17 protein-coding genes are annotated in these 23,703 nt (G+C 71.9%); 7 read left to right on the top strand and 10 right to left on the bottom strand.

Annotation, left to right across the window (positions count from 1 at the left end; genetic code table 11):
• From ND747_RS26430 to ND747_RS26455, 6 genes are all read right to left on the bottom strand, one after another.
• Nucleotides 1–817 (bottom strand): squalene/phytoene synthase family protein (locus tag ND747_RS26430; RefSeq protein WP_251736979.1); only part of this gene is annotated, 817 nt, incomplete at its 3' end.
• Nucleotides 814–1,833, bottom strand: a complete 1,020-nt coding sequence (gene hpnC / locus ND747_RS26435) for a squalene synthase HpnC (RefSeq protein WP_251736980.1) — start codon at nt 1,831–1,833, stop codon at nt 814–816. The genes hpnC and ND747_RS26430, both read right to left, overlap by 4 nt.
• Before the next feature lie 170 nt (nt 1,834–2,003).
• The gene (locus tag ND747_RS26440; RefSeq protein WP_251736981.1) at nt 2,004–2,840 is read right to left on the bottom strand and encodes an SDR family oxidoreductase; all 837 of its coding nucleotides are present in this window, start codon (nt 2,838–2,840) and stop codon (nt 2,004–2,006) included.
• Between the two features lie 1,102 nt (nt 2,841–3,942).
• On the bottom strand, nt 3,943–4,650 hold the full coding sequence (locus tag ND747_RS26445) for a TetR/AcrR family transcriptional regulator (RefSeq protein ID WP_251736982.1): 708 nt from the start codon (nt 4,648–4,650) through the stop codon (nt 3,943–3,945).
• Between the two features lie 118 nt (nt 4,651–4,768).
• A complete protein-coding gene (locus ND747_RS26450) occupies nt 4,769–5,605 on the bottom strand; it encodes an aquaporin (protein ID WP_374216330.1) in 837 nt (278 codons plus the stop codon).
• Nucleotides 5,606–5,704: 99 nt separating this feature from the next.
• Nucleotides 5,705–6,256: an NUDIX hydrolase gene (locus tag ND747_RS26455; protein WP_251736984.1), complete on the bottom strand. Its 552-nt coding sequence runs from the start codon at nt 6,254–6,256 to the stop codon at nt 5,705–5,707.
• A 1,050-nt stretch (nt 6,257–7,306) separates the two neighbouring features.
• On the opposite strand from ND747_RS26455, the gene efeU reads away from it, so the two are divergent.
• The 3 genes from efeU to efeB all read left to right on the top strand — a co-directional run bounded on the left by efeU (nt 7,307) and on the right by efeB (nt 10,820).
• Nucleotides 7,307–8,188 (top strand): iron uptake transporter permease EfeU, encoded by an 882-nt coding sequence (gene efeU / locus ND747_RS26460; protein WP_251736985.1) that lies wholly within the window; start codon nt 7,307–7,309, stop codon nt 8,186–8,188.
• A gap of 102 nt (nt 8,189–8,290) precedes the next feature.
• The gene (gene efeO, locus ND747_RS26465) at nt 8,291–9,448 is read left to right on the top strand and encodes an iron uptake system protein EfeO (protein ID WP_251736986.1); all 1,158 of its coding nucleotides are present in this window, start codon (nt 8,291–8,293) and stop codon (nt 9,446–9,448) included.
• Nucleotides 9,449–9,560: 112 nt separating this feature from the next.
• Nucleotides 9,561–10,820: an iron uptake transporter deferrochelatase/peroxidase subunit gene (gene efeB / locus ND747_RS26470; protein WP_251736987.1), complete on the top strand. Its 1,260-nt coding sequence runs from the start codon at nt 9,561–9,563 to the stop codon at nt 10,818–10,820.
• A 60-nt stretch (nt 10,821–10,880) separates the two neighbouring features.
• On the opposite strand, the gene ND747_RS26475 is transcribed toward efeB, so the two are convergent.
• On the bottom strand, nt 10,881–11,627 hold the full coding sequence (locus ND747_RS26475) for an NUDIX hydrolase (protein ID WP_251736988.1): 747 nt from the start codon (nt 11,625–11,627) through the stop codon (nt 10,881–10,883).
• A 188-nt stretch (nt 11,628–11,815) separates the two neighbouring features.
• Entirely contained in the window at nt 11,816–12,574 is a 759-nt protein-coding gene (locus ND747_RS26480; RefSeq protein ID WP_251736989.1) for a Clp protease N-terminal domain-containing protein, read from the bottom strand.
• 215 nt (nt 12,575–12,789) lie between these two features.
• Between ND747_RS26480 and ND747_RS26485 the strand changes: the two genes are divergently transcribed.
• The 3 genes from ND747_RS26485 (at nt 12,790) to ND747_RS26495 (ending at nt 16,137) form a co-directional block, all read left to right on the top strand.
• Nucleotides 12,790–13,629, top strand: coding sequence for an SAM-dependent methyltransferase (locus ND747_RS26485; RefSeq protein WP_251736995.1), 840 nt, complete (start codon nt 12,790–12,792; stop codon nt 13,627–13,629).
• Between the two features lie 38 nt (nt 13,630–13,667).
• Complete coding sequence (locus tag ND747_RS26490) at nt 13,668–14,330, top strand: peptide deformylase (RefSeq protein WP_251736990.1); 663 nt, start codon at nt 13,668–13,670, stop codon at nt 14,328–14,330.
• A 250-nt stretch (nt 14,331–14,580) separates the two neighbouring features.
• Nucleotides 14,581–16,137, top strand: coding sequence for an acyl-CoA carboxylase subunit beta (locus tag ND747_RS26495; RefSeq protein WP_251736991.1), 1,557 nt, complete (start codon nt 14,581–14,583; stop codon nt 16,135–16,137).
• A 308-nt stretch (nt 16,138–16,445) separates the two neighbouring features.
• Here ND747_RS26495 and ND747_RS26500 read toward each other — a convergent pair whose 3' ends face one another.
• Together ND747_RS26500 and ND747_RS26505 are read right to left on the bottom strand one after the other, a co-directional pair.
• Nucleotides 16,446–17,375 (bottom strand): alpha/beta fold hydrolase, encoded by a 930-nt coding sequence (locus ND747_RS26500; RefSeq protein ID WP_251736992.1) that lies wholly within the window; start codon nt 17,373–17,375, stop codon nt 16,446–16,448.
• A complete protein-coding gene (locus ND747_RS26505) occupies nt 17,372–18,694 on the bottom strand; it encodes an LLM class flavin-dependent oxidoreductase (protein ID WP_251736993.1) in 1,323 nt (440 codons plus the stop codon). Before ND747_RS26505 ends, ND747_RS26500 begins: the two co-directional genes overlap by 4 nt.
• A gap of 203 nt (nt 18,695–18,897) precedes the next feature.
• On the opposite strand from ND747_RS26505, the gene ND747_RS26510 reads away from it, so the two are divergent.
• Nucleotides 18,898–23,703, top strand: a 4,806-nt coding sequence (locus ND747_RS26510; RefSeq protein WP_251736994.1) for a type I polyketide synthase, incomplete at its 3' end; no start/stop codon positions are given.

The raw sequence follows: 23,703 nt of genomic DNA on the forward strand, positions 1-23,703 counted from the left end.
GCGGTGACAACGAGCTCGGCAATCGCATCGAAGCGGGACGCCCAGCCGACCACCCGGTCGCCGCGAGCATGCGCCGGTCGAGCAGGTCGAGCAGCACCATGCCGCGCTCGTACCAGTCCTCGGCCCGCTGCGCGGCGAACCGGAGGTACCCCAGCAGGGCCACCTCCGGGCCGCCCAGGCGTCCGCTGGCGTCCACGGTGAGGTCGACGCCGAAGTCCTTCAGCTCCTGGCCGGGCAGGTAGATCCGGCCGCCGAGCAGGTCCTCGCGGACGTCGCGCAGGATGTTGGTCTGCTGCAGCGCCACGCCGAGGGCGTCGGCGACGGCGGGGGCGCCGCGGTCGGCCGCGGCCCGCTCGGTGCCGAAGATACCCAGCGACAGCCGGCCGATGGTGCCGGCGACCAGGCGGCAGTAGCCGACCATGTCGTCGAACGTCTCGTACGTCGTGCCGTGGACGTCGCTCTCGACCCCGTCGGCAAGCTCGATGAACGCCTCCAACGGGATCGGGAAGCGGCGGGCGGCATCGGCCAGCGCGATGTAGACCGGGTCGTCGGAACTGTTCTCACCCAGGTCGTTCACCTCGGCCCGGACCTCGGCGAGGCCGGCGAGCTTCTCGGCATCGGGCAGGTCGCCGTCACCGATGTCGTCCAGCCGGCGTGACAGGGCGTAGACGGCGGACAGTGCACCGCGCTTGTCCGGCGGCAGCAGACGGATGCCGTAGGAGAAGTTGCGGGCCGCCTCGCGGGTCAGCGCCTCGCAGGAGGCGTAGGCCTCGAGGACGGTTGGCCGGCGGACGGTGTGCGGTAGTTCGGTGCTCATCGGCTCCCCCCGGTGGCAGCGGATCGCGCGGCGCCGGGCGCCGACGGTCGGGATGGCAGGCCGCCAGCGCTGGTAGCGCTGGCCACCGCGGCGGCGGTGCGGGCCGCGGCACCGGAGCCACGGGCGGCGGAACGGGCCAGGGCGACCAGCACGGAGCCGGCCATCCTCGGCTTCGGCGCCTTCGGCGGGCCACCGAGCACGTCGTAGTCGGCCCGCCGGATCGCGTCCAGGGCGGACCGGCCGCCACCGACGAAGCCGGCCAGGGCCAGGCGCAACCGGCCCGGCACCATCGACACCAGCGGTGCACCGGCGTCGATCACCGCGCGGGCCCGGGTCACCTCGAAGGCCATCAGATGCCGCACGGCGGGGCCGGCGTGCGGGGCGCGCAGGTCGTCCTCGGTCACCCCGAAGGCGTCCAGGTCCTCCCGCGGCAGGTAGATCCGCCCCGCGGCCAGGTCCTCGGCGACGTCCTGCCAGTGCTCGACCAGCTGCAGCGCGGTGCAGACCCGGTCGGAGAGCACGACCCGGTCGGGGGTGGCCAGGCCGAACACGCCGAGCACCATCCGCCCGACCGGATCAGCCGACAGCGTGCAGTAATGCACCAGGTCGTCGAACGTCTCGTACCGGGTGACCAGCTGGTCGACCCGGTTGGCCTCGACCAGCCGCTCGAACGGCTCGGCCGGCAGGTCGCAGGCCCGCACCGTCGGGGCGAGCCGGCGCAGCACGGGCAGCTCCGGCTCGCCGCCGGCCCAAATCACGGCGAGGTCGGCGGCGAGGCGGTCCAGCAGGGCCAGCCGGTCGCCCTCGGCCTCGTCGCCCAGGTTGTCGACGAAGCGGCAGTAGGCGTACAGCGCGTTGAAGTGGGTGCGCACGGCCGCGGGCAGAACGATCGGGGAGACCGGGAAGTTCTCCGCCGGCGCGGCGAGCAGCAGCTGGTCGGCGGACGTGGTCAGTCCGGTCGTGCGCGTCGGCGCAGCCGTGCGGGGTGGTCCGGTTGGGGCGTCGAGAGCGGTCATGCGCCTCTCCTTCGATGACGGTCCGCACTCCGGGCGCGGTGTGCCGGATCGGGACTGCGCGAACGCCGTGACCGGCGCCGCGACTCGGACTATCGAGGGTCAGCGCCGATAGTCGACCAGGTGGGCGGCCGGAGCGGGACGGGCCCCCCGGGCGGTCGGGCGCCGGCGGCTCATCCGAACACCCCGGCCAGCCCCCGGTACATCGACGGGGCCACGTCGTGGATCCGGACGGCACCCCGCAGCCACCCGGGCGTCCAGACCTCGGCGCGTCCCTTCCCGGTCGCCGCGAGCATCCGCTCGGCGACGAGCGCCGGCGGGATCGGACGCGGCCAGCGACGCACGTAGGGCGCCCCACGCCGGTTGAAGAACGGCGTGTCCACCACACCTGGTATACAGAGCGTCACCGAAATGCCGCGCCGCCCGACTTCGGCCCGCAGCGCGTCGGTGAAGCCGACCATCGCCGCCTTCGTGGCGGAGTAGGCGACCTCGCCCCGCACCCCGAGGGATCCGGCGATGCTGCCGACGATCAGGATGCGGCCGTGCCCTCTGTCGAGCATGGCCGGTAGCATGGCCCTGACCAGCGCCATTGGCGACAGGACGTTGACCGCGACAAGCTGCGCGATCGCGTCGGGCGACATGGTGTCGAACGGGCCGGCGGCGCCAAGCCCCGCCGAGCACACCACCAGGTCGACCTCACCGAGTAGCTCGGTGGCCCGGGAGGCCACGCTGAGCTCCGACCCGGCGGCGGTCAGGTCGACGGCGATGCGGTGACTCTCGGTGGCGGCTGCCACCTCATCCAGGGCGGCGCCGTTGCGGCCGACAAGCAGCGAACGACACCCACCGGCGGCCAGCAGCAGCGCGGTCTCCCGGCCGATGCCACTCGAGGCGCCAGTGATGACCGCCGTGCGCGGCGGCCAGGCCGGTGTGGTCGCGCCGGTACGCGCGACCCGGTTGGCGAGAACGGTCAACCCTCCGTCACGGAAAGCAGGCCGGGACCGTGTGCTCATGACACACCACTTCCGGTCGTTCCTTTCACGCAGTTCTCCCCCGCGGGCACTGGTTGCACGTCACCTACTACTTTCCCCACTCATCTCGCCCCGCGTCGCGAGGTGGTTCGATCGCGCGAACTCATCTGCCGGATCGTCATGGTGGCCCCCGGCATGGGACCTGACCGACCGGAACAGCTACTCGATATCAACTGTCGAACTCCGGACCACGGTGGACCGGCAGCGCCGCGCGAGCGCGTCGACCGCCCCCTCCATTCCACCGTCCGATCGCCGGATCGTCCATGGTCAGATGGGCGACATCGGGTGGGTGGAACCCCGCGGGTGACTCCGCACTCCCTATCACACTCACTACCGGGTGATACCTCTCCGGGCGGGAGGTGACCCCCGTCAAGGCCGGGTGCGTGACCTGTTCAACAGGCGCATGACGGTTTCGGGATCTTCCGAGGAACAGACCGACCACTTCATGGGCAGATTATTACGGTGATTTCTCACCGCATTGCGGCGGATGGAATTCCGCGACGGCCGGGGCGCGGACGAACCGGTACCCGACCGGCCCAAACGGGCAGCACAGCCCCGTGGCCGCAGCGGACGACGACGTGTCGCCGCCCCGGCCCGAACGGGCCCGGCAACCTCGACCATCCGGGAACCGCGCACATTCGGAACGCCTTCCCCACCGCGACGAGCAGGCCGGCAACGCAGGCAGGACGGTCCGGCCGAGCATCGTCCCAGCAGTGATCCATCCTCCACACGACAACACCCTACCGCCCGACACAAAGACGACCGAAAGCGACGATTTACCGAACACGACGGGCGAGCCATCGACCAGTAAATCCAGGCTCCGTGATATCCGACACATCACCTCCCTTCCCGCCTGCCGATGGGCCGGATGTGGCGAACGCTACGACAACTCCGGCACGTTCGGTGGCTACCCCGGCGAGGGGACCCCCGAACGGATACCCAGTCGATCCACCTGATTACCGATATCCGACGGTCGCCTTGTCGTCCACACCATCCGGCAGATGGACTACCCCGGGTGGTTACCCTGACGGTTTCGGTCGCCGATCATCGGGATCCGGCTTTCGGCGCCCGGCCGAATCCCGACCTACGCCGGTGGCCGGCCGGGGGCGGGGTCCTCGCTGCCGAGCGCCGCGAGGGCGGCCGCCACGATCTCGCGCCGTTCCTCGCTGGTGACCAGGCGCAGGGCCGCAGGCGAGGCGCCAGCCGGCCCGCCGATCGCCCGTTCGAGGGCCCCCTGCATGATGCCGGCCTTCAGGGCGCCAATCGCGCAGTGGGCGCGCAGCAGGCGGGCGCTCGACGGCTCCGGCCCGGCCAGCACCCGCACGAGCATGCACCGCAGCGAGAGCATGTCCCGCTCACCGATCCGCCGGTGGATGATCGAGGGATCGTCGACCAGGAGGAGCAGCGTCCCACCGGCGCCCGTCATCACCTCGGCGATCCGCTCGATCACCAGGTCGGGGCTCGGCGGTGGCGTCTGGCGCACCAGGTCCGCCAGCCGCCCGAGCTCCAGCATGAACGGTTCGAGCAGCGCGTCGAGGATGGTCTCCTTCGACGGGAAGTGGTGGTAGAGCGCCGCCTTGGTGAGACCGAGGCATCCGGAGATGTCCCGCACCGACGTGCCGGCATAGCCCCGTTCGCCGAACAGAGTGCTGGCAACGGCGAGGATGCGTGATCGCGTGTCCCCCGGTGACCGCGGATCCGCCGGTGACCGGGTGGTTCCGGTTTCCGGTGATCTCGTGGCTCCCGACCCGCGGGTCGGTGGGGACGCCTGCTCGAGCATCCTGGTGCTCACTCTCCGATCCAGCACGTCCGGATCCAGCACGTCCGGATCCGGTACGCCCGGTTGTCGCCGTACCCCCAAACCTACTGATCGATTGGTAGGTGCGTACGGCTGGATCGGCACCGTGGTGCTACTCGACTCCCCCGCGGATGAGCCGGGCGGTCTCCTGGGCGATCCGCCGCAACGACTCCTGCGGCAGGTCGCGTTCCGCGGTGGACGCACTGATCCGCGGGCCCGGACGCAGGCCCAGGTAGCCGGCGGCGGCCAGGCCCGCACCGAGCAGGGGCGCCACGACGAACAGCCACAGCTGCCCGAGCGCCCAGTCGCCGACGAACACGGCCGGGCCGAGCGAGCGGGCCGGGTTCACCGACGTTCCGTCCATCGGAATGCTGATCAGGTTGCACAGGGTGAGCACCAGGCCGATCGCCAGGCCCGCGAACCCGAACGGCGCCCGCACGTCGGTCGCACCGAGCACGGTGAACACCAGCAGTGCGGTGAGCAACACCTCGACGAGGAACACCCCGCCCAGCCCGAAGCCGCCCGGCGAGTGGGCGCCGTAGCCGTTGGCCCCCAGCCCCCGGGTGCCGGCCGAGTACCCGAACGGGCCCGAGTCGGCGAGCAGCCACACCGTGGCCGCGGCGAGGATGCCCCCGAGGCACTGGGCCACGACGTAGCCGACCGCGTGCCGTGGCTCGATCTTGCGACACAACGCCAGCCCCAGGGTCACGGCCGGGTTCACGTGACAGCCCGAGATCGGACCGATCACGTACACCAGCACCAGCAGCGCCAGCCCGAAGGCCAGGGCGACCCCCAGGGTGCCCATCACGTCGCCGGCCAGCACCGCCGTCCCCACGCCGCCGAAGACCAGGACGAACGTTCCGATTCCTTCGGCCAGATACCTACGCACGCGGCCTCCCCTGCATCGGGACACGCCACGGGCCGTGGCCGGGCCGGGAGACGCGTCCAACTTCATAACTCCAGGTACCGAAATGGTTCCACAGAGTCGTGAAGTGTGCCGGATGACCACGTCTACCCGGACTGGCGGCCGGTCACCCCAGCCTGGACGTCACCCCAGCCTGGACGTGACGGCGGTGTCGTCGGGCGGACGGAGCGCGTCCGGGGCGGGGCGCTCGTCGCCGTACTCGAGATAGCCGGCCCGACGGGAGGTGCCCCGCAGCCGGGCGGCCGCGGTGACCCGCCGGGCGTGCAGCGGCGGCAGCAGGGCACCCACCTCACCGATCGACACGAAGGCGAAGTTGACGAGCTCGTCCATGTCGAGGTGGATGCGGGCCCGCCAGTCGTCCGCGAGCAGGCCGCCATCGAAGACGAACAGCAGCATCTCGCCCTCGAGCCAACCGTCGCGCGGGCGGGGGGCCCAGTCGACGGCCAACAGCTCGCCGATCGGCGGGGTGATGCCGAGTTCCTCCTCGACCTCCCGCACGCAGGCCGCGTACGGCGACTCGCCGGGTTCGACGAAGCCGCCCGGAATGTCCCAGCCGGGCTTGTAGGACGGTTCGACCAGCAGCACCCGCTGGGCCTGGTCGAAGAAGAGTGCGCCGGCGGCCGCGAAGGGCCGCGCCATCGGCGGGAGCGTCCCGCTCACACTCGGCTCGGTCACGGTGGGCACGCTCTCGCTCCCGCGCCGACCCATCCTGATCCCCGACCCCTCCCGCGCCGCTGCGCCCCGACCGCATGCCCCGAATCGTGCTCTGCCATGAGATCCACGCCCGCCCGTCATCCGGGGACTCTCACGATCCCCATTCCCGTACATCATCATCTGGCACAGGATCGAAGGCCAGACGACCAGCCACGAAGCCGACCGCGCGAGCGGGGGCATCTCCGATACCCGACCACGAAATGCGCCATCCCGCCAGCGGTTCACCGCCGTATACCGGCGAAGGGTACGCGCGCCCACGTGAAGATGGGAATCCGCTGCAATACACGAGACAACGGGTTAATTTCGTTGACATCTGCAGCACTCATCAACGCGCGTTCACAGCTACCGGACGGGATTACCCGTCGACTCCAACAGATGGCCCGAGCGTGACTGCCGCCCGATGGCGGCGACGCGGCGAGAACGACACACCACCGTCGACACCCGCCACAGAGGACGCCCGAGGACCCTCATCCACGGTCGTTTCTGACCTCAGAAACAGCATTTACGGACGATACTGCTATTTTCTGACGCAACAGCGGGTCCGCTGCCAGCGTCGGAGTCCGTCCGGAGTCCGGTCGGAGCCCGGCGGTGCGCCACGACGGACCCACTCGCCGGGACGCCGGTCACCCGACCCCGGTCGGCGGTGCCCGCCGGGCGGATGCGGCCACCGCCGCCGGCACTGTGATTCCCGACAAGTGCCAGGGCCAGCACCATCGCCGTCCATCTTCCCGACCCGGCCGGTAGGGAAGTCGGCAGTGCTGGCCGGCGACGCGGCGGCGCCGACCGATCCCGCCGAGCGGCAACCGATCCCGGCAGTCGATCCCGGCAGTCGCCCCGGGAGGTCTGCCGCGCCGACCGGGATGCCGACCGCGAAGCCAGTGACCAAACGGGTCTCGAGAGTGAGCGAAGGACTTCTTGCCAACCGCTTTAGGTTGCCCTAACTTAGCTGAGGTTAACCGCAGAACTTCGCTATCGACAGACCACCCCGCAGGCGACGACGGATGGAGGCCCGTGCTTCCCACATTTGTGATCGGACTCCGCGAGGGCCTGGAAGCCGCACTGATCGTCGGGATCGTGGCCGCCTTCCTCCGCCAGCGCGACCGCCGGGACGCGCTGCGCCAGGTCTGGCTCGGCGTGGGTCTCGCCCTGCTGCTGTGCATCGCGGTCGGGATCGGGCTGCACGTGCTGGACCACGAGCTGCCCCAGCGCGAGCAGGAGGGCCTGGAGACGGTCATCGGGCTCATCGCGGTCGCGATGGTCACCTACATGATCGTCTGGATGCGCCGGCATTCCCGTGACCTGCGCGCCTCACTCGAGTCGGCCACCGAGTCGGCCCTGGAGAAGGGCTCCACCCAGGCACTGGTGTTGATGGCCTTCCTCGCCGTGCTGCGCGAGGGGTTCGAGACCGCGGTGTTCCTCATCGCCGCCTTCAACGCGAGCGACAACGCCGCCACGGCCGGCGGTGGCGCGCTGCTCGGAGTGCTGGTCGCAGTGATCATCGGTTTCGGCATCTACCGCGGTGGGGTCCGCATCAATCTGGCCCGCTTCTTCCGGGTCACCGGCATCGTCCTGGTCGTCATCGCCGCGGGCCTGTTGGCCACGGCCGCGCACACCGGGCACGAGGCGGGCTGGCTCGACGTCGGCCAGGGTCGCGCGGTCGACCTGAGCTGGCTGGTGCGCCCCGGCACGGTGCTGGCCAGCGTCCTCACCGGTGTGCTGGGGCTGCAGCCGCGCCCGGTGGTCGCCGAGGTGGTCGCCTGGCTCGTCTATCTGGTGCCGCTGCTGCTGTACGTCACCTGGCCGGCGCGGCGGCGGCCGACCACCCGGCCCCCGGCCGCCGAATCGCCGGTCAGCACCGCCGGCTCCCCGAATACCGCACCCCGCGTCACCTGACACCACGTCACCTGACACCACAGCTGTAAACAGCCGGTCGATCGTGCACAGCCGATCAACGGTAACCATTGCACCAGTGGACGAACGAGATAGGGGCACCACGTGCGTCGCGCACCAGTCGCGTACAGCGCCATCGCCGTAGTCATCGCGACGGGCGCCGTCGCCTGCGGGGGAAGTGATTCCGGCAGTTCCGGCGGGTCAGGGTCCGGCGAAAAGCGGACTGTCACCATCACCCTGACCTCCAAGGGCTGTTCGCCCAGCGTGTCGAGCATCCCGGCGGGCCCGGTCACCTTCAAGGTGGTGAACAAGGACACGGGCGCGGTCACCGAAGCCGAGCTGATGAAGGGCGACACCATCCTCGGCGAGAAGGAGAACATTGCGCCCGGGCTTTCCGGGACGTTCTCGCTGAACGTCAAGGAGGGTCGCTACCAGCTGTACTGCCCCGGTGGCTCCGGCCCGGAGAAGGTGGACTTCGCCGTGACCGCGGCGTCGAGCGCCGCCCCGGCCTCGACGCTGAGCCCCGCGGTCACCACGGCGCTGACCACCGCCACCACCGGGTATGCCACCTACGTCCGCCAGCAGGTGGCGGAGCTGGTGAAGAACACCGGCACGTTCGTCGCCGCGGTGAAGGCCGGCGACCTCGACCAGGCCGCCACGCTGTACGGGGCGCCCCGGCTGAACTACGAGCGGATCGAGCCGGTGGCCGAGTCCTTCGGTGACCTCGACCCGGCGATCGACGCCCGCGCCGACGACGCACCCGACCCGGCGACCTGGACCGGCTTCCACCGCCTGGAAAAGGCGATCTTCGCCGACAGGTCGATCGCGGGCCTGGGCACGGTCGCCGACCAGCTCAACACCGACGTCGGCAAGCTGAACTCGCTGGTGGCGACGGTCTCCTTCCAGCCCGCGCAGATCGCCAACGGCGCCACCGAGCTGCTCAACGAGGTCGGCCAGTCGAAGATCACCGGCGAGGAGGAGCGCTACAGCAAGCTCGACCTGCTCGACATGCAGGGCAACGTCGAGGGTGCCGACAAGGCGTTCAGCCTGCTGGAGCCGGCCCTCAGGACGCTCGACCCCAAGCTCGCGACCACGGTGCGCACCCGGTTCACCGCCATGTACCAGGCGCTCAAGCCGTACCGGCAGGGCGACGGCTACGTGTCCTATGACTCGGTGACCGAGCCGCAGCGTCGCACCCTGTCCCAGGCGGTGGACGCACTCGCCGAGCCGCTGTCCCAGGTGGCCGGCATCGTCGTCAGCTAGCCCGACCGTCGGCCAGCCCGGTCGGCTGGCCGACGGTCGTCGGCGGATGTCGCAGCAACAGGCCAGGGGCCGGACGGTGACACGTTCGGCCCGGCACGAACAGGAGCAGGTCATGGTCGAGCGGTTCACCGTGTCCCGTCGGCGAGCGCTGTTCGGCGCCGCGGGGCTCGCCGGGGCGGGGGTCGCGGGCGCCGCGGCGGTGGCGGGCTGTTCCGACGACGGGTTGTCGGCGGACTCCTCGTCGCCCCCGCCTGGCCTGGTGCCCTTTCACGGCGCGCGCCAGGCCGGGATCATCACCGATGCGCAGGACCGACTCGCCTTCGCCGCCTTCGACGTCTCCGTCGGGGTGGATCGCGCCGCGCTGCGCGATCTGCTGGTCGGCTGGAGCGCGGCGGCGGCCCGGATGGCTGCCGGCCAGGCCGTCGCCGACGACGAGGCCGCGCCGCAGTCGCCGCCCCGGGACACCGGAGAGGCGATCGGCCTCACCGCGGGAAACCTGACCATAACCTTCGGGGTCGGGCCGAGCCTGTTCGACGACCGGTTCGGCCTGGCCGCGCGGCGCCCGGCGGCCCTCGTCGACATCCCGGCCATGCCGCGCGACAACCTCGACCCGCAGCGCAGCCACGGCGATCTGTGCATCCAGGCCTGCGCGGACGATCCGCAGGTCGCCTTCCACGCCGTGCGCAACCTGCGCCGCCTCGCCCAGGGCACCGCCGTGCTGCGCTGGTTCCAGCTCGGCTTCGGCCGAACCAGCACCACCAGCGACGGTCAGGCCACGCCACGCAACCTGATGGGCTTCAAGGACGGCACCAACAACATCAAACGGGAGGACACCGCCCGCCTGAACAGGTTCGTCTGGGTCGGCGCCGACGGCGACCAGGCCTGGATGCGCGGCGGCACCTATGTTGTCACCCGCCGCATCCGGATGCTGCTGGAGGCATGGGACCGCGACTACCTGCTCGATCAGGAGAACGTCTTCGGCCGGACGAAGGGCTCCGGTGCGCCGCTGGGCGCTGCCGAGGAGTTCGACACCGTGCCGCTGACCGCCCGGGGCGCGGACGGCGAGCTCGTCATCGGCGAGGACGCCCACATCCGCCTGGCCGCGCCGGCCACCAACAACGGCGTGACGTTGCTGCGCCGCGGCTACTCCTACACCGACGGCGTCAGCCAGGAGACCGGTCAGCTCGACGCGGGCCTGTTCTTCATCGCCTTCCAGCGCGACCCGCGCACCGGCTTCATCCCCGTGCAGCGTCGCCTCGCCCGCTCGGACGCCCTCAACGAGTACATCCAGCACACCTCGAGCGCGGTGTTCGCGATTCCCCCCGGCGTCCGCGACGACAGGGACTTCTGGGCCAGCGGCCTGTTCGCCTGAGCAGGACCGTCAGTCGAGCAGGACCGCCAGTCGAGCAGCGCCGCCAGTCGAGCAGGGCCGTCAGTCGAGCAGGGCCGGCGCGCCCGGGTCGTCGAGGAAGGCGAACATCATCGCCAGCTGGTTCGTCGTGGTCCGCTGGGTGGACAGCGGCGGCAGCTCGTCGCGCGCGAACCAGCCGACGTCGGACGTCTCCAGCCCGCCGCTGGCGACACCACCCACCACCCGGCACCGAACGAAGATCTTGTAGGTGTCGTTGGGATAGGGCGGATGGGCGTGGCGCCGCTTGTCCAGGACCCCGAGCAGCCGTACCGGCTCGGCGACGAGCCCCGCCTCCTCCCGGATCTCCTTGACGACGACCTCGGACGGGGTGAGCCCGACATCCGCCCAGCCGCCGGGCAGCGACCAGCCGCCGTCCGACCTCTCCCGCACGAGCAGGATCCGGTCGGCGTCGAAGAGCACCCCGCGCACGTCCACCTTGGGCGTGCGGTAGCCGACCTCACCGGCGAAGATGCCCTCGGCCACCGGCACGTCGACCGCCGCGCACCGGGCCGCGATCTGCCCGGCAAGCTGGTGGAGCTGCTCGAAACGCTCCAGGTCGTACGGGTTCTCGCAGTACGTCAGGCCGGACTGGGCGATGGAGTACAGCTCCCGCACCCACCCCAGCCAGTCCGGGTTGCGCGCGCCGATCGCGCCCCACGCGGGCTCGACACCCGCCGCCGGGGCGGCGCCCGGCGGCGGCTCGGCACCCGAGAGGGTCTCGGCAGAATCGGGTGCGGGCCCGGGGAACGACTCGGAACGCTCGGTCACCCGGTGATCCTCCCCCATCCGCTGGCCCGGGCACGGGACACCTCCCGTGCCCGGATGTGGCCGACGCCCGTCCCCGTCCCGGACTGCGCCCCGCCCCGTCCCGGCCGGCGGGTGGATCGACGGACGGGGGTGCAGAGGAGGCAGTTCGACACCGGATCATCCGCACCCGCCATCGGCATCACCCGTTTCTAGCCATCGGCTGCATCGGATGCATCCGGGGTCTGCGCGACGATCGCGGCCAGTAGCTCGGCGATGCGGGTCTCGACGGCGGCCCGCTCGACCCCGGCGCTGCTGAGCACGCCGGTGCCGTCCTCGACGGCGAGCAGCGCAAGCAGGAGATGCTCCGTACCCACGTAGTTGTGACCCAGCCGCAGCGCCTCCCGGACGGTCAGCTCCAGCGCCTTCTTCGCCGCGGCGTCGAACGGGACGAGGGCCGGCACGGTCTCGGCCCGTGCCGGCAGCGCGGCGGTGGCCGCGGCCAGCAGCACGTCAGGCTCGACGCCCTGAGCTCGCAGAACGCGCACGGCGAGGGACTCGGACTGGTCCAGCAGACCCAGCACGAGGTGCACCAGGGCGATGTGGTCGTTGCCGGCCGCGTGCGCGGCGTTCTGGGCCGCGACCACGACGCTGCGGGCCCGTGGGGTGAACCGGCCGAACGGGCCGGCGCCCTGGAAATCCGCCGGATCGGCGGAGCCTCTGGCCACGAACCGCTTCTGTGCGGCCTGCTTGGTGACCCCGAGGCTGCGACCGATGTCGGTCCAGGACGCGCCGGAGTGACGGGCCTGATCGACGAAGTGGCCGATCAGGTGGTCGGCCACCTCGTCCAGGTGCTCGGCGAGCAGGACGGCGTTGGCGAGCTGGTCGAGGGCATCGGTGTGCGCGGAACGGATCGCGTGGATCAGGTCGTCGAGACGGATGGTCGGGGCGATCTTCACAGCTTCACTCATGCGTCAACCATAGGTTGACGACACCTCGAGCGTCAACCTGAAGTTGACGAGTCATCGAGACGTCGTCACCGCAGTCCAGCGCGGCACGTCATCCTTACCGCTGGCCGAAACCGTCGCGGTACGCAAGAGTGATGAACTGACCTCACGGGGGCAACGGACGGGCTCGGGAGTAGGAGCATGTCGTGACCGACAGCGGCGGGCCGCCGTCCACCAGCATCCCGTCGTCGCAGGAGACACGTGGCGACCGCCCGGACCAGCGGGTGGACCTGAGCACCGATCGGCCGCACTCGGCCCGGATCTACAACTACCTGCTCGGCGGCACGGAGAACTTCGCCGCCGACCGGGAGGCTGCGGCGCAGGCCATGGCGGGCTTTCCGGACCTGCAGGTCGCCGCCCGGCACAACCGCGCGTTCATGACCCGCGCCGTGCGGTACCTGGCGGCCGAGGCGGGCATCCGCCAGTTCCTCGATCTCGGCTCCGGCATCCCCACCTCGCCCAATGTGCACGAGGTCGCCCAGGCGGTGGCACCGGACGCCCGGGTCGTCTACTGCGACGATGATCCGATCGTGCTCGCCCACGCCCGCGCCCTGCTCACCGGCACGCCGGGCGGTGCCACCGCCTACCTCGACGCCGACCTGCGCGATGTCGGGGCCATCCTTGCCTCAGCCGAGGTGCGCGACACCCTGGACCTGACCCGGCCCGTCGCCGTCTCGCTGATCGCCGTCCTGCACTTCCTCCCGGACGACCAGAACCCCCACCACATCGTCCGCCGCCTGCTCGCAGCCCTGCCGGCGGGCAGCTACCTCGTCCTCACCCACGGCACCGGCGACTTCGATCCCCCGGGCGGCGAACTCGGAGCCCAGGCCTACCGCAACCGCGGCATCCCGCTACAGAGCCGCTCCCGGGACGAGATCGCCCGGCTGTTCACCGGCCTCGATCTGGTGGACCCCGGCATCGTCGCCCTGCATCGCTGGCACCCCGACGACACCCTCGGGGACGAGGTCACCAACGCGCAGGTCAGCATGTACGGCGTGGTCGGGCGTACCACGGCGTGACAGCGGAGCCCGGCGCCACCGGATGGTGAAATAGGCCGATGACGGCCGGAGCGGATCACGAGAACACAGTGGTGCCGGACGGGCGGCTCGAGGAACTGGTTCACGAGGTGCTGGCGGCGCCACAGCCCTGGGCGATCGTGCAGGCCGGCGAGCCGGTGCTGCGCCGGCCGGCCGCGCGCTACGACGGGCAGCTTCCCGCCGACCTCCTGCACCGGCTGCTCGACGCGATGCGGGCCTACCTGCCCGACCGGGGAGTCGGGCTGGCCGCACCGCAGATCGGCATCCCGCTCGCGCTGGCCGTGATCTCCGATCCCGCCGCCGTGCCGGCGGAGGTCGCCGAGGTACGGGAACGCCCGCCGCTGGCCGCCTTCGACCTGGTCAACCCGGTACTCACCCCGATCGGGACGGCCCGGCGTTCCTTCTACGAGGGCTGCCTGAGTGTCGTCGGCTACACGGCGGTCGTCGCGCGGCAGCACCAGGTCCGCCTCGACGCGCTCGACCGGCACGGCAACGCCTACGAGCGCGAGCTCACCGGCTGGCCCGCCCGGATCGCCCAGCACGAGACCGATCACCTGCACGGCGTGCTCTACCTGGACCGGGCCGAACCACGCTCACTGTCCTCGATGGCCAACCACGAGCGCCTGTGGACCCAGGCGACGCCCCTCGACGCGGCCCGTGCCCTTGGTTTCCCCCACGGATAGACCCATCCGTGCCCAGCGGCCACGAACGGGCGCCGGGTGCCGGGTACCGGGTACCGGGTGCTGACCAGGCGGGAGCCGCGAGCCGACCAGGCGGGTTGAGCCATCCACAAGGGAGATGAAAGGTCACCCCACCATCATCGGAGCCGTTGACCAGACGACCGGCACCGCGGGAGGCGCCCCACACCGCGCCTGCGCGACAGTCCAGTTCGGCCCTGCCCCGTGCGGGCAGGACCGGGCGGTGAGGGGCATCATGGCGGAGACCGCAAGCAGCGCACCGGTACGGGTGAGCGTGCCGGAGCAGGACGTCCGCAGTCCGCAGCGCCGACTTTCCCACCTGTTCGATCCCGGCACCCTCGAGCTGGACGAGATCGTCGCCGGCAGCCGGGTCGTGACCGGCCGCGGGCGGATCGACGGCACGGTGGCCGTCGCCTTCTGCACCGACGGGACCCGGATGGGCGGCGCGCTCGGCGCGGCTGGCGCGGCAGAGATCGTCGCTGCCATCGAGACGGCGGTCCATCTGGGGCGGCCCGTCATCGGGCTGTGGCACTCCGGCGGGGCGAACCTCACCGAGGGGGTGGCCTCGCTCGACGGCATCGGCCGCATCTTCGCCGCGATGATCCACGCCTCCGGCCGCATCCCGCAGATCTCGGTGGTGCTGGGACCGGCGGCAGGCGGAGCGGCCTACGGCCCGGCGCTGACCGACGTCGTCATCATGGCGCCGGAGGGACGGGTCTTCGTCACCGGTCCGGACGTCGTGCGCAGCGTCACCGGTGAGCAGATCGACCAGGAGGGCCTGGGCGGCGCCGAGGCGCACGGGCGCCGCTCGGGTGTCGTGCACGTGCTGGCCACCTCGGAGAGTGACGCGCTGGCCCGCGCTCGGCGGATCACCGGGCTGCTCGCCGGCGCGCAGGGTTTCGCCGCCACGGACGCTCGCCTGGCCGGCCTCGACCCCGACCTCGAGGCCGGCTCCGGCCTGCCTGGCGGCACCGGCCGTGATGGCGCCACCGGCGTTGCTGGCAGCACCGGGCTTGGCCTTGACGTCGACCCGGGCGAGGACAAGCGACCGGATCCGCAGAGCCTGCTTCCGGAGCGACTCCGGCGGGCCTACGACGTGCGACCGCTGGTGCTGCGGATCCTGGACGAGGGTCCGCATCCGTTCGAGGAGCTACAGGCCCGCTGGGCGGCGAACGCCGTCGTCGGCCTCGGCCGGCTGTATGGCCGGCCGGTCGGGGTCATCGCGAACAACCCGATCCGCAAGGGCGGGTGCCTGGATTCGCTCAGCGCCGAGAAGATCTCCCGCTTCGTGCGGATGTGCGATTCGTTCGGTGTTCCGTTGGTGGTCCTCGTCGACGTCCCGGGGTACCTGCCCGGCGTCGCACAGGAATGGGACGGGGTGGTGCGCCGCGGAGCCAAGCTGCTCTACGCGTTCGCGGAGGCCACCGTGCCGCGGGTAACCCTGGTGACCCGCAAGTCGTTCGGCGGCGCGTACATCGCGATGAACTCCCGGTCGCTGGGCGCCACCGCCGTACTGGCCTGGCCACAGGCCGAGGTGGCGGTGATGGGCGCCGAGGCGGCGGTCAACATCCTGCACCGACGGACGCTCGCCGCCGCCACCGAGGACGAGCTGCCGGCGCTGCGCAGCCAGCTCGTCGAGGAGCACACCCGCAAGGCGGGCGGGGTGGACCGGGGAGTCTCGATCGGCGTCATCGACGCCGTCATCGAACCCCGCGACACCCGCCGTCGTCTCGCCGCGGCCCTCGCCACCGCACCCGCCCGCCGCGGCCGGCACGGCAACATCCCGCTGTAGGCACCAGTCGGACAGCACCAACGCGCGTTGCATGCCCGGACGGCCACCTCTGACGCTTATGCCCCCACGACGACCCGCGTAGGCGGATCTTGCCTGGGGCCCGGTTGCGGGGCGTGCCGGCGGGGATGGCATTGCCGTCCGTGGCAGGTGATGACGCGGCGTCACGACCCCGAACGGCTCCGAGCCAGAGGCAATCCCGGGCATGTCGATTGTCGGCTGGTGCGGTGGACGCCGCAGCGGCTACGTCCACGCCAACCATCTGTGGATCAGGTGGCCAGCCGGGATCATCGGCCCGGACGATGGGGCTGCTACGAGTGGTGGTGCGCGGAGATCAGGCGGGCGATCTCGGCTGGCTGTTCGAGTGCCGGCAGGTGGCCGGCACCGGGCAGTTCCACCAGACGGGTGCCCGGGATCGCCGCCGCATACGCCGCCGCATGCGCCGCGGGCAGGATGCCGTCCAGGTCACCGCGGACGACCAGGGTCGGCGCCGTGACGAGGCCGAGCCGGCCGGCGAGCGCGGGATCGCTCAGGTAGGGGTTCCAGCCGATCCGCGCGGTCGCCTCCATCGCCCGGAACAGGTGCAGGGGCAACGCGAGCGGGTCGGCACCGCTGCCACCGCTGCCACCGCTGACCCCACTGCGGCCGGCGACCCCGCTGCGGCCGGCGCTGCCGGTACCCGCGGCGTTTCCTGCCATGGCCAGCGCGGGGGCGAGATGACGCGGGAGGTCGCCGGGCCGGGCCAGCAGCCGCGGGAGCAGGTCCGCGTCCTGCGCGCCGAAGATCTCGAAGACGGGGGCGCCGTCGATCCGCAGCCCGACCGGGGCGAGCAGTGCCAGCTGGCGCACCCGCTCGGGGAACCAGACCGCGATCTCCGCCGCCAGCCAGCCGCCCAGCGAGCTGCCCACCAGCACCGCGGGCGCCACCTCGAGGCGGTCGAGGATGCGCCGCAGGGTGAAGACCACGTCGGCGATGCTGCGCCAGGCCGTGATCGGATCGGACTGGCCGAAGCCGGGCAGCTCGGGCGCGACGACCTCGAAACCGGCCGCGGCCAGGGCGGTGAACAGGGGCAGCTCACCCACCTCGCCGAACGCCGAGTGCAGGTAGACGAGCGGGAGGCCGGTCCCGAGCCGGGTCACCCGGATCCGGGTGCCGTCGACCTCGAGGAACTCCACCACGGCGCGCCGGGCCGGTCCGGCCGCAGCCGGCAGATCAGCTGCACCCACCAGAGCGTCGGTCATGCGGTCACCTCCGGCCAGACCGGGCCGGCGGCGAACTCCTTGCGCAACGTCGGCATCACCTGTTCGGCGAACAGGGTCAGGTTGGCCCGGGTCAGCTCCGCCGGCAGGGTACCCAGCTGGAACAGGCCGAGCAGATTACCCGCCCCCAGCCGGTGAATGTGATCGGTCAGTTTCTGGGTGACCGTTTCCGGACTACCCACGATCGCATAGGAGCCGGCCTCGACCGTCTCCCAGTCGGGCACGTTCAGCAGGTACTTCGAGGCGTTGTCCATGAGGCGCACCGCCGAGGGCACACTTTGATATCCGGGTGGCACGATCTGCACTCCGTTCAACAGCCGGTGGGCGAAATACCAAAGGTGTTCCTCGAACTCGGCGCGGGCCCGCGCGTCCGTCTCGGCCACATAGATCGGCAGCAGTAGACCGAGGTTCTCCGGTGCCGGTTCGCGGCCGGCCTCGAGCCAGACACGACGGAACTCCGCGTAGTTGCGCTCGAACACCGAGATATGAAAGAACGGCAGCCCGACGTAGGAGAAGCCGCGGGCCGCCACCAGTTCCATGGTCTCCCTGGAGCCCATCCCCGGAATCCACACCGGCGGATGCGGCTGCTGGAGTGGCCTGGGCCACGTGTTGACCTTCGGGATCTGGTAGTACTCGCCGTGGAACTCGAACGGGCCCGGCCGGGTCCAGGCCTGCAGAACCAGGTCGAGGGCCTCGGCAAACCGCCCCCGGGCCTGGGCGGGATTGATTCCGGACGAGTAGTACTCCGGCCCCCCGCCGACCACCATGCCCGCGATCAGCCGTCCGCCGGTGACGACGTCGAGCACGGCGAACTCCTCGGCGACCCTGGTCGGCGGGTCGTACAACGGCAGTGCGTTGCCGATGACCGCGATCTTCGCCCGGGAGGTGCGGCGGGCGAGCATCGCGGCGAACAGGTTGGGGCTCGGCATCGACCCGTAGGCCGTCTGGTGGTGCTCGTTGACCACCAGCCCGTCGAAACCGACCTGTTCGGCGTACTCCAGCTCGTCGAGATACCGGTTGTACAGGTCACGACCGCGCGGCGGATCGTAGAGCTCGTTCGGAACGGTGATCCAGGCGGAACCGGAATAGTCCGCCGGGAGATACGGCCAGGGCATGAGATGGAACGAGAAAAACTTCATGCGTTCCTCCGGAAACGCCGGCCCACGGCCGACGGACAGGGTCGGAACACCGGACGGACGACCCTCGAACATCCAGGTGTAAAAGAATCCGGAAACCAGCCGCCAGCGCGCGACCCGGATCCGGCGACCGACGGGATCGATATCCCGAAGTCCCGCCACCATAGCATTACCGTCCGCCGCGAGATCGTCGCTCCGCCGCATCCGGCAAGGAACCAGTCATCGGTCAGCAACACCAAACCGATCCTTTAGCGACTCCAAAGCGAGTCCACAGCCCGGCCATCTAGGCTGATTCTCATCCCGAGAAGCGTGCAGTTCGAATGAGCGACGTCGAGCTCTGATCGTTCACGACGAGGAGCAGTCCAGCGATGCGCAGTGGATCAATCCGGGAAACCGACGGAACCGGCTCGCGACGGCTCCCCGCCGAGCCGATCGCGATTGTCGGGCTGGCCTGTCGACTCCCGTCGGCACCCGATCCGTCGGCGTTCTGGCAGCTGCTGCGCTCGGGCGGGGACGCGGTGGTGGCCGGTCCGGCGGTGCCGGCACGCATCGGCGCCCCGTTCGCCGCGCCCCTGGCCGACGTGTACGGCTTCGACCCGGAGTTCTTCGGTATCGCCCCGCGAGAGGCCGCCGAACTCGACCCCCAGCAGCGGCTCGTCCTGGAACTCGCCTGGGAGGGGATCGAGGCCGCCGGGTACCGGGCGCACAGCCTCGCCGGCAGCCGCACCGGAGTCTTCGTCGGGGCGATCGGTAGCGACCATGCCACGGGGGTGCTGCGGGCCGGTGCGAACGCGCTCACCCGGCACTCGTTGACCGGGCAGAACCGCGGGATCATCGCGAACCGCGTCTCCTACGTTCTGGACCTGCACGGCCCCAGTCTCACCGTCGATGCGGCCCAGGCCTCGTCACTGGTCGCGGTGCATCTTGCGGCCCAGAGCCTGCAGCGCGGCGAGTGCGATCTCGCGCTCGCCGGCGGGGTGCAGCTCAACCTCGCGCCGGAGAGCACCGTGGCCGCCGACCGGTTCGGCGCGCTGTCGGTCACCGGCCGGTGCTTCACCTTCGACGCCCGGGCCGACGGCTATGTGCGCGGCGAGGGCGGCGGCCTGGTCCTGCTCAAGCGACTGACGTCCGCTCGGGCCGACGGCGACCGGATCCTCGCGGTAATCCGCGGTGGGGCGGTCAACAGTGATGGTGCGACCGACGGTCTGACCCGACCCAGCGCCGCCGCCCAGACCCGGGTGCTGCGCGAGGCCGCGCAGGCCGCGGGGGTCGAGCCCGGCGAGATCCAGTATGTGGAGCTGCACGGGACCGGCACCCGGGTGGGCGACCCGATCGAGGCCGCGGCGCTGGGTGCGACCTACGGCGGCGACCGGCCGGCCGGTGCGCCCCTGCTGGTCGGCTCGGCGAAGACCAACGTCGGGCACCTGGAGGGGGCCAGCGGCATCGTCGGCCTGCTCCGGACGGTCCTCGCGATCGCCCATCGCGAGCTCCCGCCGAGTCTGAACTTCGCCACCCCCAACCCCGACATCGACTTCGACGGGCTGCGGCTTCGGGTGCACACCACCCACGGCCCCTGGCCAGCGGCGGACCGGCCCCTGCTCGCCGGGGTCAGCTCGTTCGGGATGGGCGGCACCAACTGTCACCTCGTCGTGGGCGAGGCGCCCACCGAGACCCCTGTCGTCGAGACGTCCAGCGGTGGGACGTCCAGTGACGAGGTGCCCGGCGGGGACGTCATCACCACGGCGAACGGTGTCGGCCCCGCAGTTCGCGCGCTGGTGGACCCGACCGTGTTCTGGCCGCTGTCGGCGCGCAGTGACGCGGCGCTGCGGGACCAGGCCGGCCGGCTGTACGACCTGCTCCAAGGAGCACAGAACGCCCGTCTCGCAGGAGCACAGACCGCCCGTCTCCCAGGAGCACCGGACGCCCGTCCCGCGGACGTCGGGTTCTCCCTGGCCACGACCCGCACGTCGTTCGAACGGCGGGCGGTCGTCGTGGGTGCCGAGCCCGCGGCGCTGCTGGCCGGGCTGGCCCGGTTGCGCGACGGCGAGCAGGCCGCCGAGCTGGTGACCGCGGCGCCGGGTGGTGCCCACACGTCGGGCGGCGTCGTCCTCGTGCTGCCCGGGCAGGGATCGCAGTGGGCGGGGATGGCCCGGGATCTGCTGGCGACCTCGCCGGTGTTCGCGGCGCACATCGCCGCCTGCGCGGACGCGCTCGGCCCGCACGTCGACTGGTCCCTCACCGAGGTGCTCACCGAGGCCACCGGAGCGCCGGCGCTGGACCGGGTGGACGTGGTGCAGCCGGCGCTGTTCGCGGTGATGACGGGTCTTGCGGCGCTGTGGCGCGCCGCCGGGGTCCATCCGGATGCGGTGATCGGGCACTCGCAGGGTGAGATCGCCGCCGCCTGGGTCGCCGGGGCCCTCTCCCTTTCCGATGCCGCGGCCGTCGTCGCCCGGCGCAGTCGGGTGCTCGCCGAGGTCGCGGCGGGCCACGGGGGGATGGCCTCGGTGCCGCTGCCGGCGGCCACGGTGCTCGAGCGGCTCGCGCAGCTCGGCGGTCAGGGGCCGTCCGATGCGTCGGGTCCGCTCGCGGTCGCGGCGGTCAACGGACCGTCGTCCACCGTGGTCGCCGGGGATCCGAACGCGCTCGACGCGCTGCTGGCGGCCTACGCGCGGCAGGGCGTGGACGTACGTCGCATCCCGGTGGACTACGCCTCGCACTCCCCCCAGGTCGAAGCGCTGCGCGACGCACTGCTCGACCGGTTGGACGGCGTCGGCGGGCAGACCACCGAGATCACCTTCTTCTCCACCGTGACCGGTGCGGTGTTCGACACCGCGCACCTGGATGCCGACTACTGGTACACCAACCTGCGCCGGACCGTCCGGTTCGACGCGGCCGTGCGGGCCGCGCTGGCCGCCGGTCACCGCACGTTCGTCGAGGCGAGCCCGCATCCGGTGCTGGTCGGCGGGATCCGGGCGATCGCCGAGGCCGAGGGCGTGGCGGTGACCGCGGTCGGGACGTTGCGCCGCGACGACGGCGGGCCGTCCCGACTGCTGCGGTCGGTGGCCGAGGCGCACGTCGCCGGCGTCGAGGTCGACTGGCCGGCGCTGTTGCCCGCCGAGGCCCGGCGGGTCGCGCTGCCCACCTATCCGTTCCAGCGACGCCCGTTCGTCCTGGACCTCCCGGAGCTCCCGGGCGTCGCGCGCCCCGGGTCGGCCGTGGCCGCCCCCGGCCCGTCCACCGTGGCACCGTCCACCGTGGAACCGCGCCCTGCCGGGCTGGGCGGTACCGGTCTGAGCAACGCGGACGTCGGTGGCGCCCGGGTCCCTGAGGCTGCGCGGGTGTCCGGGTCCGAGGCACGGCGGGTGCTGCTCGACGTGATCGGCTCGACCCTGGCGATCGTGCTCGGGCACACCGCCGGCAGTGTGCCGCCGGACAGCACGTTCGCCGATCTCGGCTTCGACTCGGTGAGCGCGGTGGAGTTCCGCGACCGGCTGGCCGCGGCGACCGGGGTGGCACTGCCCAGCACGGTGACCTTCGACCAGCCGACGCCGCGCCGGCTGGCCGCCTACCTGGCCGACGCCACCGCCGGCTCCGACACCGGGGACGCCGCCGCGGGCGGCACCGGTCGGTCCACCACCCCGTGGCGATCCGACGAGCCGATCGCGATCGTGGCGAGCGCGGGCCGCTGGCCCGGTGACGCCCACAGCCCCGAGGACCTCTGGGATCTGCTGGTGGGCGAGGTGGACGCGGTCGGTCCGTTCCCGACGAACCGGGGCTGGGATCTGGCCGCCCTGCATGATCCGCAGCTGCGCCGGCCGGGCACGTCCTACACCCGCGAGGGTGGTTTCCTGCACGACGCGGACACCTTCGACGCGGAGTTCTTCGGCATCTCCCCGCGCGAGGCCACCGCGATGGACCCGCAGCAGCGCCTGCTGCTGGAGACGGCCTGGGAGACCCTGGAACGGGCCGGCCTCGACCCGCACTCGCTGCGCGGCAGCGCCACCGGTGTGTTCGCCGGCGTCACCCCGCACGACTACGGCACCCGGCTGGTGGAGGCCCCGGACGGGTACGGCGGGTACGTCCTGACCGGCAGCCTGACCTCGGTCGCCTCCGGGCGGGTCGCCTACACCCTCGGGCTGGAGGGGCCAGCGGTCACCGTCGACACCGCCTGCTCGTCCTCGCTGGTCGCGATCCACCTGGCCAGCCAGGCGCTGCGCGGCGGCGAGTGCACCCTGGCGTTGGCCGGCGGCGTCGCCGTGATGCCGACGCCGGGCATGTTCACCGAGTTCTCCCGCCAGCGCGGCCTTGCCCCCGACGGCCGCTGCAAGCCGTTCGCCGCCGCCGCCGACGGCACCGCCTGGGCCGAGGGTGTCGGCATGGTGCTGCTCGAGCGCCTGTCCGACGCCCGCCGCCACGGCCATCCGATCCTCGCCGTGGTGCGGGGCAGCGCGGTGAACTCCGACGGGGCGTCCAATGGGCTGACCGCGCCGAACGGCCCGTCCCAGCAGCGGGTCATCCGCGCCGCGCTGGCCGCGGCCGACCTCACCGCCGCCGACATCGACGCCGTCGAGGCGCACGGCACCGGCACCACCCTGGGCGACCCCATCGAGGCCCAGGCCCTGCTCGCCACCTACGGCCAGCACCGGCCGGACGAACGTCCCCTGCACCTGGGCTCGGTGAAGTCCAACATCGGCCACACCCAGGCCGCCGCCGGCGTCACCGGCGTGATCAAGATGGTCGAGGCGCTGCGGCGCGGCCGGCTGCCGAAGACGCTGCACGTCGACGCCCCCAGCCCGCACGTCGACTGGACCACCGGCGCCGTCGCCCTGCTCACCGACAGCACCGACTGGCCGGCCACCGACGACCGCCCCCGGCGCGCCGCCGTCTCCGCCTTCGGCATCAGCGGCACCAACGCCCACCTCATCCTCGAGCAGGCCGACCCGGCCGACGCCTTCGCCCCGGCCGACGTGCCCGACCCGGCCGACCCCCCCGAGCCCGCCGTGCAGGCCGATTCGCCCGGCCAGATGCCCGCGCAGCCGGCCGACGCCGACGAACCGACCGCGACACCGGCCGACGAGCAGGTGCTGCCCTGGGTGCTCAGCGCCCACTCGGACGCCGCGCTGCGGGCGGTGGCCGCCCGGCTGGTCGAGCGGGTCGCCGCCGCGGACGGACCC

The organism is Frankia sp. R82 (assembly GCF_023716925.1).
Taxonomy (GTDB): domain Bacteria; phylum Actinomycetota; class Actinomycetes; order Frankiales; family Frankiaceae; genus Frankia.

Coding starts and splice junctions, on each gene's coding strand:
- hpnC (WP_251736980.1), bottom strand. CDS start 1,833: ATGACCGCTCTCGACGCCCCAACCGGACCACCCCGCACGGCTGCGCCG.
- ND747_RS26440 (WP_251736981.1), bottom strand. CDS start 2,840: ATGAGCACACGGTCCCGGCCTGCTTTCCGTGACGGAGGGTTGACCGTT.
- efeB (WP_251736987.1), top strand. CDS start 9,561: ATGGTCGAGCGGTTCACCGTGTCCCGTCGGCGAGCGCTGTTCGGCGCC.
- ND747_RS26480 (WP_251736989.1), bottom strand. CDS start 12,574: ATGAGTGAAGCTGTGAAGATCGCCCCGACCATCCGTCTCGACGACCTG.
- ND747_RS26490 (WP_251736990.1), top strand. CDS start 13,668: ATGACGGCCGGAGCGGATCACGAGAACACAGTGGTGCCGGACGGGCGG.
- ND747_RS26495 (WP_251736991.1), top strand. CDS start 14,581: ATGGCGGAGACCGCAAGCAGCGCACCGGTACGGGTGAGCGTGCCGGAG.
- ND747_RS26500 (WP_251736992.1), bottom strand. CDS start 17,375: ATGACCGACGCTCTGGTGGGTGCAGCTGATCTGCCGGCTGCGGCCGGA.
- ND747_RS26505 (WP_251736993.1), bottom strand. CDS start 18,694: ATGGTGGCGGGACTTCGGGATATCGATCCCGTCGGTCGCCGGATCCGG.